The sequence below is a fragment of the Neisseria sp. P0014.S009 genome, from assembly GCF_051958155.1.
GTDB classification, from domain to species: domain Bacteria; phylum Pseudomonadota; class Gammaproteobacteria; order Burkholderiales; family Neisseriaceae; genus Neisseria; species Neisseria flavescens_C.
In genome coordinates this window covers 22,666-29,659 of record NZ_JBQCVS010000019.1, presented here as the reverse complement: position 1 = coordinate 29,659, position 6,994 = coordinate 22,666, and the positions used below count along the sequence as shown (strand labels likewise).

At 46.4% G+C, this 6,994-nt stretch carries 4 protein-coding genes; 3 read left to right on the top strand and 1 reads right to left on the bottom strand.

Features of this window, described 5'->3' with window-relative positions; genetic code table 11:
• A partial coding sequence (locus tag ACTHS4_RS10770; RefSeq protein ID WP_440365926.1) for a YadA-like family protein occupies positions 1 to 907 on the top strand: 907 nt, incomplete at its 5' end.
• Between the two features lie 238 nt (positions 908 to 1,145).
• Here ACTHS4_RS10770 and dusA read toward each other — a convergent pair.
• Positions 1,146 to 2,150, bottom strand: coding sequence for a tRNA dihydrouridine(20/20a) synthase DusA (gene dusA / locus ACTHS4_RS10765; RefSeq protein WP_440365927.1), 1,005 nt, complete (start codon positions 2,148 to 2,150; stop codon positions 1,146 to 1,148).
• A 216-nt stretch (positions 2,151 to 2,366) separates the two neighbouring features.
• Between dusA and ACTHS4_RS10760 the strand changes: the two genes are divergently transcribed.
• Together ACTHS4_RS10760 and ACTHS4_RS10755 are read left to right on the top strand one after the other, a co-directional pair.
• The gene (locus ACTHS4_RS10760; protein ID WP_440365925.1) at positions 2,367 to 2,987 is read left to right on the top strand and encodes an L-threonylcarbamoyladenylate synthase; all 621 of its coding nucleotides are present in this window, start codon (positions 2,367 to 2,369) and stop codon (positions 2,985 to 2,987) included.
• Between the two features lie 558 nt (positions 2,988 to 3,545).
• Positions 3,546 to 6,994, top strand: a 3,449-nt coding sequence (locus ACTHS4_RS10755) for an ESPR-type extended signal peptide-containing protein (protein WP_440365924.1), incomplete at its 3' end; no start/stop codon positions are given.

Sequence of the window (6,994 nt, the reverse complement as noted above, 5' to 3'; positions counted from 1 at the left end):
CGTTAAAGACGGTGCAACTGGTGCGAAAGGTGACACTGGTGAAGCCGGCGCTAAAGGTGACAAAGGTGACACTGGTGAAGCCGGCGCTAAAGGCGACAAAGGTGACACCGGCGCTAAAGGCGACAAAGGTGATAAAGGTAATGATGGTGTGAACGCCAAAGCCGAAGTTAAACCGGGCGAAAAAGGCACTCACATTGTGACTATCACCGACGGTAACGGTAAAACCACTACTACCATCATTAAAGACGGTAAAGATGCTGATGGCAACTTCGGCCTGGTTGATGAGACTGGTAAGAAAGAAGATAAAGATCACTTTATCTCCAAACCTCTGAATAACGTTATTCAGATTAAAGGTGATGCCGGTACTAAGTTCACTAACAAAGTGACAGGTAAAGAGGAAGTAGTTCAAAACATCTTCGTTGAGAAAGACAAAGACGACGATGCGCTGAAAGTCAGAATGAACCCTGATCTGAACGTTAACAGTGTTACTGCTAACAAAGTTACTACTAGCGAACTGAAAGCAGGTCCTGTAACCATCAACCAAGGTGGTATCGATGCCGGCAACACTACTATTAAAAATGTTGCTCCAGGTAAGAACGGTACCGATGCGGTTAACGTTGACCAGCTGAACCAAAAATTCGGCGATGTGAACAGCAATGTGAACAAGGTTGACAACAACGCCCGCGCAGGTGTGGCTCAAGCCTTGGCTACTGCCGGTCTGCCACAAGCTTACTTGCCAGGTAAGAGCATGTTGGCTATCGGTGGTGGTCACTACCGCGGTGAAACCGGTTACGCTGTCGGCTTCTCTAGCATCTCCGATGGTGGTAACTGGATCATCAAAGGTACTGCTTCCGGCAACTCACGTGGTCACTTCGGTGCTACCGCAGCAGTTGGTTACCAATGGTAATCTGACTTTCAGACGGACTGAAAAGGCCGTCTGAAAAGACGAAGCAAAGTAAATGCGGCCTAATTTAGGCCGCATTTTTTTATGCTTAGATTATGTTTTGGGTTTATTCGATGAATTAATCATCATAGTAGCTAAAGAGAAATGAATATATCTTTAGCAGTCTGTTGTAATTTAAAAGGCCGTCTGAAGCATCATTTGATGTTTCAGACGGCCTTTTATTTATTCGCACGATATGCCATTAATCCCAAATATTTGCGCGTTCGACTTCTTTCCATGCGTCTAGAATCAGACTGCCTTCGTTGTCTTTCAGTAAGGCAGCATCTGAGAGCATACGGCGCCAAGTGCGGGCATTTTTTAGGCCGTGCATCAGGCCTAGGGCATGGCGGACGATGTGGCGTAGGATAGTGCCGCGTCCTGAGGCGATTTGTTCGCGGCTGTATGCGTATAGACAAGCTGCTAAATCTGCATATTGGATTGGTGCGTGTGTGTCGTTGTAAAACAGCGCATCCCAATCGCGCATCAGCATCGGATTGTGATAAGCCTCGCGCCCGATCATGACGCCGTCGACAAATTTCAGATGTTCGGCGATTTCTTCATTGGTGGTAATGCCGCCGTTAATCAAAATTTCTGAGTCTGGAAATTCTTGTTTCAAACGGTACACGTATTCATATTTGAGTGGCGGGACTTCGCGGTTTTCTTTCGGGGATAAACCGTCCAACCAGGCATTACGCGCATGTACGATAAATGTGCGGCAGGCTGTTTTTTCGCGAAGTGTTCCCACAAAATCTGCCACGACTTGATATTCTGTCTGCCTGTCTACACCGATGCGGTGTTTAACCGTCACCGGAATTTCAACTGCATCCTGCATCGCATTCAAACAATCTGCCACCAAATCTACATCATTCATCAAGCAGGCGCCGAAAGCGCCTTTTTGAACGCGTGGGCTGGGGCAGCCGCAATTTAGGTTGACTTCATTATAGCCATACGCCTCAGCTGCTTTAGCGGCGATTGCCAAGTCATGCGGATCTGAACCGCCAAGCTGTAAAGCTACCGGCTGCTCGCCTTCGTTGAAACTTAAAAAGCGGTCTTTATCTCCGTAAACTACTGCGCCTGAATTGACCATTTCGCTATAAAGCCAAGCATTGCGTGTAATTTGTCGCGCCATAAAGCGATAGTGTCGGTCTGTCCAATCGAGCATGGGTGCAACAGACAAGCGGCGGGAAGGTAGGGAAGAAGCAGGCATTGAGATGACTTTCAAACAAAATAACGCATTATATAGTGTATTAAATTGACTTTCGATATCGGCCGGTAAATCAAAATTATATATAAGGTATCACTGGGTCAGCCGTGTTGTAGCTAAGGCTAAATCCATTCATAGTGGTGGAAATCCAATATTCAGACGGCCAAATAAGTTTTAAAATGTCAAACAACAAACCATTAGAATGATAAGGAAAAAAACATGGCACAATTTTTCGCCATCCATCCCGATAATCCCCAAGACCGCCTCATCAAGCAAGCCGCCGATATTGTCCGCAGTGGCGGCGTTATCGTTTACCCTACGGATTCCTGCTATGCGCTGGGTTGCAAACTCGGCGACAAAAATGCGATGGAGCGCATACTCACGATTCGCAAAATCGATCAAAAACACCATCTGACCCTGATGTGTGCCGATTTGAGCGAATTGGGTACTTACGCCAAAGTAGATAATGCCCAATTCCGCCAGCTCAAAGCAGCTACGCCCGGCAGCTACACCTTTATCCTGCAGGCAACCAAAGAAGTGCCCAATCGCACGCTTCACCCCAAGCGCAAAACCATCGGTCTGCGTGTTCCCGATAACGCTACTGCCTTGGCACTTTTGCAAGAATTGGGCGAACCTATTTTAAGTTGCACCCTCATGCTGCCCGAAGACGACGAGCCATTGACCGATCCATACGAAATCCGAGACCGTCTTGAGCATGCTGTTGATTTGGTTATTGATGGTGGCTGGTGCGGTACTGAGCCGACGACGGTTATCGATATGACCGATGGAACTGAGCTGATTCGTCAAGGCAAGGGCGATATTACCGTATTCGGTTTGTAAAACCATCCGCATTTGTATAAGTAGGGATATGCGTATTTTTTCTATGACGTATTAAAAGCATATTGCCAATTTTATTGATAGTTTAAAAAACAAATTATTCAATTAAGCAATTGTTCAAAATCATTTCATCAAAGGCCGTCTGAAACATTTCAGACGGCCTTTTTCTTTCGTTTTTTAATAAATAATATTTTAAATAATTGGCATATGAGTTGCATGGTTACTGTGTTTGCTTGTGACTTGTCAATGGAATACAACATACCGCTTATTAATAGAAACATGGCTGGAGCCCTTTTGATGATTGGTTTTTTGGTTGAAAGCCGTAATTTCATTTAGAAATTAAAGATAATCGGTTGATATTTCTGACTAGCGGATATTTAGTAAGTATGAAATACTATTTCATTTCGAGATAGTGAAAGACCTAAATTTCGTCTTAAAGTGACAATAAACGTCAGCTCGAAGCAAGCATTTTGCAGGGAAATCCTCCGCAATAGATTTTTTAAAGTAGCGTCATGCTAACGCCTACGCTTTTACCCCTCATAAAAAGAGAAAGACACACTAATGAATAAGATATTTAAAGTCGTTTGGAACCGTACGATTCAATCTTTCGTTGTAACGTCCGAATTGGCCAAAGGCCGTGTGAAATCGTCTGCAGAACAAAACAGTACAAATGTATCTGCCGAATCCGGTAAAAATGGTATTGCGACAGTTTTCAGATTGACAGTGATTTCGGCAGCTCTTTTGGGTGCAGGTAATTCGTATGCGGCAACTGCAGTACGAGGAAAAATTGAATTTGATGCTGTAACCAGTGCGACCGCGGTTAGTGGTGCAACAGCGACCGGTATTGGTGCCCTGTCAGTAGGAGCATCAGCCAATGCTACGGCTAATGGTGCAGTTGCGGTAGGTACGAGTGCAAATGCAACACATAATAACAGCCTTGCTGTTGGTACAAATGCCAAGGCTACTCAAACTCATGCTGTTGCGATGGGTGCAGATACAAGTGCAAGTAGTTCACATGCAACAGCGATAGGTAAAAGTGCCAATGCTGTTTCTACAGATTCAACAGCATTGGGTGCAGATTCTAAAGCAAATGGTACGCAAGCGACAGCGGTAGGTAAGAATGCACTTGCTAATAATACCGGTACAACGGCATTAGGCAATTCGGCACAAGCATTTGGTATAGGCTCTATTGCTTTAGGCCAATCCAGTGTTTCTCGAGGAAGTAATGGGGTTGCAATCGGTGTTGGTAGCGAGGCTTCTGCAAATGCAGAGAATGCCATTGCAATCGGTACGAATGCGGTAGGTAAGATTACGGAATCTATCGCTGTAGGTAGTTCGGCACAGGCTCAAAGTGCAAACACTATTGCCATCGGTAGAGGTGCAGTTGCAAGCTCTCCTGGTGTCGTTACAAAAACTCCAGGTAGCAGAGATGTGGCTGCGAGTGCGATCGCAATTGGCTTAGAAGCCAATGCAAGTAGCTATGGTGCAATCTCAATCGGCCGTGAAGCGGGGCTGGAGATTCAGAATCCAACTAACGCAACGGCTAATAATATTGCTATCGGTAATACTGCGCGTGTAGGTGATAAAACTGCAAAAAATGTAAGCCAGTCTATTGCCATTGGTTCGGGTAATCACAGAGATACTAATACAGAAGGTAGACCTGAAGGTGCATGGGCACGCGGTGACCAATCTATTGCCATTGGTGGTAATGTTGTGGCTAATGGCAACTCATCTGTTGCCATTGGTGGTGACGATTTGGTGGCGGTAACGAGTACTCTATATTCAGGTAACGCTTCTGACCAGTTTGTTTATTACAATGCAGACGGTAGTGTTAGAGAGCGTTACGCGCTGGCCGGTAAGAATTTGGGTACCATTTACACGAAGATGAGCGGTGATACGATTAGTGGCTATCCGACTACATTGGCCGGTCAAGGCTCTGTTGCCTTGGGTGTTCAAGCCAATGCTACTTCCGATTTATCTTTGGCTGTTGGTACAAGGTCTCAAGCCTCCTCATTTGGTGGTGTGGCTGTAGGTACAGGTGCAAAGGCAACTTTGCTGAACTCTGTAGCTTTGGGTACGGCTTCTAAAACCGATAAAGAAGGTCGGGCATACGTTCAACGTGAAATCATGGGCGTGACCTACACTTGGGCAGGCGGTGCAACTACTGATGCCGGTGATGTTGTGTCTGTCGGTTCTAAAGGTTACGAACGCCAAATCATCAATGTATCCCCCGGCGATATTTCCGCTACTTCCACTGATGCGATCAACGGCTCACAGCTTTATGGTGTCTTGAATGCAATTGAGCGAGTCCGTTATTTTTCCGTTAAATCAGAAGAAGGCAAAACTGACGGTACGAAAAACTGGAACAATGACGGCGCAAAAGAAACCAATTCAATTGCGATCGGACCAAATGCAGCAACAAGTACAGGTGCGACGGGCAGTATTTCCTTAGGGCATAATGCTAACGTACTTGGTTCATCTTCTGTTGCCGTTGGCCCAAATGCGACTGTAACTTCAAGAACTGTGGGTGCCGTGGCTTTAGGTTCTAATGCTAATTCCCGCGGTACTGGCTCTATTGCCATAGGTTTGAATACAGAAAATGATCGCAATTACTCTATAGTCGTCGGTGCACACAGTAGAGCCAACTACGAAAATGCAACTGTTGTCGGTGCGAGGGCATCTGCACAAAATAACGGTACGGCAATGGGCTATTTGTCAAATGCAGTCGGTGATGATTCTGTTGCAATTGGTCATCAGGCACAGACTGCTCAATCTTATTCTATCGCCATTGGTAAGCAGGCAAACAGTTCAGGCCTTTATTCCACCGCTATTGGTTCCTCAGCCCAAGCTGCCGGGCAGAATAGTTTTGCCGGCGGTAATAATGCAAAAGCGACTGGAAGCGATTCAGTTGCGTTGGGTAATGGTGCGACGACTACGGTTGGTAGCTCTGTTGCATTGGGCAATGGTGCTGTCGGCACTGCCAATAATTTTGATGCAACAGCTAAAAATGCAACATTCAAAAACGATAGCGGTGCGACGACCAATGTCAGCTATTCAGCTTCTTCATCTGCTAAAACAGGCGCGGTTTCTGTAGGCAGCGCAGGCAATGAACGCCAAATCCAGAATGTTGCCGCAGGCCGTATTTCCTCCACTTCAACCGATGCAGTTAATGGTAGCCAACTGTACACAGTGATGAACAATGTTGGACACAATATCCAACAAAACGGTACAGACAAATCCCGTATCAATAACAACGGTACAGTCAACTACGCTAATGGCAACTTGACGACCGTTGCAGTTACCGATGGCGAGAATGCATCAAAAGTTCAAATCAACGTCACTCAAGGCACATTGTCTGTCAATAATAATGGCACAGTGTCCGCACCGACTGCCGGTGTAGCGACTGCTGGTGATGTAGCCAATGCCATCAATAATGCCAAAACCACAACCAATGTAGCGGCAGGCAGCAACACGCACGTTAATAAAACAACTTCAGGCAAAGAAACCACTTATACCGTCAGCGCAGATAAAGCAACTGTACAAGTTTCCAATGCTTTGAATTTGACCTCCAATACTACAACTGCATCCGATGGCGCAGTCACAACTAATTACAGTATCGATCTCGCTCAAAGCACTAAAGATAACATCCAAAAAGGCGTAGATGCCAAAACCGCCGTTGACAGCAAAGGCCTGACCTTCAACGGCGACAGCGGCAGCACCAATATCGAAAAACTCGGCTCCACCGTGACCGTTGCCGGCGACGACAACATCACCACCGCAGCCCAAGACGATAAAGTGACCGTTAAGCTGAAAAAAGACCTGGTAGTGAACAGCGTCAAAGCCGGCAACACCACCGTGAACAACGACGGCGTTAAGATCGCAGGCGGTCCTAGCCTGACCAAGTCCGGTATCGATGCCGCCGGCAAGAAGGTTACCAACGTAGCCGACGGCGACCTCAATGCCAACAGCAAAGACGCCGTCAACGGCAGCCAACTGTTTGCGACCAACCA

Coding starts and splice junctions, on each gene's coding strand:
- dusA (WP_440365927.1), bottom strand. CDS start 2,150: ATGCCTGCTTCTTCCCTACCTTCCCGCCGCTTGTCTGTTGCACCCATG.
- ACTHS4_RS10760 (WP_440365925.1), top strand. CDS start 2,367: ATGGCACAATTTTTCGCCATCCATCCCGATAATCCCCAAGACCGCCTC.